The organism is Steroidobacter sp., assembly GCF_016790065.1.
Taxonomy (GTDB): domain Bacteria; phylum Pseudomonadota; class Gammaproteobacteria; order Steroidobacterales; family Steroidobacteraceae; genus Steroidobacter.
Genome location: NZ_JAEUPY010000897.1, coordinates 1 through 2,921, shown reverse-complemented (window position 1 = coordinate 2,921; position 2,921 = coordinate 1). Strand labels below are relative to the sequence as shown.

Here is a 2,921-nt window from a genome sequence, read left to right as displayed (position 1 = left end):
CGGCAGTTAATAGATAAGGATTGGCATCAGCACCGGCGACGCGGTGTTCGATGCGGCGGTTCTCGGCGGTGCTGGCGGGAATGCGTAACGCGACGCCGCGGTTGTTCACGGCCCAGCTGGGGTTCAAAGGAACATACGACTCCGACCGATAACGTCGATAGGAATTCGCGGTCGGGGCCCAGATCAGCATGGCATCGGCCATGGTCGCAGCCAGCCCGCCGATGGCATGTTTCAATTGAGCGCTGCCGGTGGCGTCGTCGGCAGAAAAAATATTTCGACCCTCCCGGTCGAGCACACTCACATGAATGTGCGCGCCGCTGCCGGCGTGATCCATGTAGGGCTTGGGCATGAACGTCGCTTCCATGCCGTGACGAGCAGCGACACCTCGCACCAAGCGCTTGAACCGAATCGCCTGATCGCAAGCGAGCAGCGCATCAGCCGAGTGCTGCAGATTCACTTCGAACTGTCCCGGCCCATACTCGGCCAGCGCCGTGCCCGACGGAATCTGCTGAGCATCGCAAGCAGCAGAGATCTCGGCGAGCACCGCAGAGTACTCATTCAAATCCACCATCGAGTTGATCTGCGTTTGATACTCGCGGCGTCCGGTCTGCGGCAGCCGAGGCGGTTGCGCTCGGCCGTCGATAGTTCGTTCCGGATCGAGCAAATAAAACTCCAGCTCGATGGCCACCACCGGCGTCAGTCCCAAAGCGCTGAAGCGCTTCAACACGTCGGCCAACACATGGCGCGGCTCGCCATAAAACGGCGAACCATCGTGATCGACCATCGACACTTGAATCTGCGCGATGCCTTCATCGCCACGCCAAGGCACCGGGACCAGCGTGCCGTCGATGGGCAGGCAGCGACGGTCGGCGTCGCCTTCGTCGAAGCCGAGGCCGGTTTCCTGAATGGTGCCGCCGAGCACGTCGAGCGCGAACATGGAGCCGGGCAACAGGAAGCTGCCCTGGTACAGCGACGGTAGTTCATCGAGAGTCACGCGCTTGCCGCGAGGGATTCCGCACAAATCGGCGAGCAGCACGTCAATAAAGCGCGTTTGGGGGTGCCGCTGCCGGAACGCAGTCAGCTGCACAGAGGGGTCAGCGGCCGCCATAAGGGTTTACCTGTTTAAGATTTGCGGGCGGCCGGCGAGTTACCGACGCGCCGGCGCGGCGTTGAGGATAGCGGCTGACACCGACCGCCGGCAAGCTGGCGGCCCCCGGGCGCCTATTTATAACTTATTGATAAAACTAGAATTCGTCGTCTTCATCCAATCCCGGACGGGCAGCCGGCCCCGGGTTGTGCTTAAATGACGGCTCGCGACCAGGCCACTGATTTGGCCGGTTGTTAAAGATCTTAAACGTGTCAACTCGTAGGCCCCTGACCGGGATTCCGGCGGACAGGCGTCCGTTGGGCCAGCATTTCGGCCACTGCGTCGGCGAGAAAACCCTCGCAACGCTGGCGGAAGGCGCTCAAGCGGCGCCGGTCTGGATTGCTTCGCTGGGCGACGAATTGGAAGCGCGTGAACGGTGATGTATGAGCGGCATCCAACAATTTTTCAAAGAACACGGCATTTCAGAGTGTGAAGCCATCATTCCCGACATGGCGGGCGTGGCACGCGGCAAGGTGATGCCCGCGGCGAAGTTCGCCGAAGAAGAAGGCATGCGCCTGCCGGAAAGTATTTTTCTGCAGACCGTCACCGGCGAGTATCCGGACGACGACCGCGCCATCAGCCCATCGGAGATCGATGTGGTGATGAAGGCCGATCCGAATACGGTGCGGGTCGTGCCCTGGGCCGCCGAGCCGACCGCGCAGGTGATCCACGACAGCTTCTATTCGGATGGCCGGCCGGTGACGATGGCGCCGCGCTATGTGCTTCAGCATGTGCTCGAGCTGTATGCCCAGCACGGCTGGGATCCGGTGGTGGCGCCCGAGTTGGAGTTTTATCTGATCGAGCCGAACACCGACTCGGATTATCCGTTGAAGCCGCCGATCGGTCGCTCGGGTCGTCCCGAGATCGGTCGTCAGTCGTACTCCATTGCCGCGGTCAACGAGTTCGATCCGCTGTTCGACGACATGTATGCGTTCTGCGAAGCGCAGGACATCGAGATCGACACGCTGATTCACGAAGACGGCGCGGCGCAGATGGAAATCAATCTGCTGCACGGAAACGCGCTGTCGCTGGCCGACCAGGTGTTCTTGTTCAAGCGCACCTGCCGAGAGGCGGCGTTGCGTCACAAGATGTATGCGACCTTCATGGCCAAGCCGATGGCTCGCGAGCCGGGCAGCGCCATGCACATCCACCAAAGCATCGTCGACCGTCGCACCGGTAACAATGTATTCAGCGATGCCGAGGGCCGTCCTTCGTCGCTGTTCTTCTCGCACATCGCCGGTCTGCAGAAGTATCTGCCGGCCGCCATGTCGCTGTTCGCGCCGAATGTGAATTCGTATCGGCGCATCACGCGGCATTACTCCGCACCGATCAATACACAATGGGGTTATGACAACCGGACTGCGGGACTACGCGTGCCGGTGTCGAACCCGACCAATCGTCGTGTCGAAAACCGGATTGCCGGCGCCGATGCGAATCCTTACCTGGCCATCGCAGCTTCGCTGGCGTGCGGCTATCTCGGCATGGTCGAAGGACTCAAGCCGAGCGAGCCCATCACCGGCAGCGCGTATGACTTGCCGTTCTCTCTTCCCCGCAACATCGAAGATTCGCTGCGGCTGCTGCGTGACTGCCGGCCGTTGATCGAAATCCTCGGCGAGCGTTTCGTCATCGCCTACGCGGCCGTGAAAGAGAACGAATACGAAACTTTTCTGCAGGTGATCAGTTCGTGGGAACGCGAGCATCTGCTGTTGAACGTTTAATGGAGTCTCATGACGTATTTTCGTCGTTTCCGATAAATCAACGTTAGCTGAACAAC

At 60.5% G+C, this 2,921-nt stretch carries 3 protein-coding genes; 2 read left to right on the top strand and 1 reads right to left on the bottom strand.

Translation table 11 applies throughout. The features are described 5' to 3' along the window. Window positions 1-1,108 (bottom strand): glutamine synthetase family protein (locus JNL55_RS35950; RefSeq protein ID WP_293866456.1); only part of this gene is annotated, 1,108 nt, incomplete at its 3' end. 248 nt (window positions 1,109-1,356) lie between these two features. Between JNL55_RS35950 and JNL55_RS35945 the strand changes: the two genes are divergently transcribed. Next, window positions 1,357-1,527: a hypothetical protein gene (locus JNL55_RS35945; RefSeq protein ID WP_293866454.1), complete on the top strand. Its 171-nt coding sequence runs from the start codon at window positions 1,357-1,359 to the stop codon at window positions 1,525-1,527. Between the two features lie 3 nt (window positions 1,528-1,530). Beyond that, window positions 1,531-2,865, top strand: a complete 1,335-nt coding sequence (locus JNL55_RS35940) for a glutamine synthetase family protein (RefSeq protein ID WP_293866452.1) — start codon at window positions 1,531-1,533, stop codon at window positions 2,863-2,865. The last annotated feature ends 56 nt before the right edge of the window (window positions 2,866-2,921 follow it).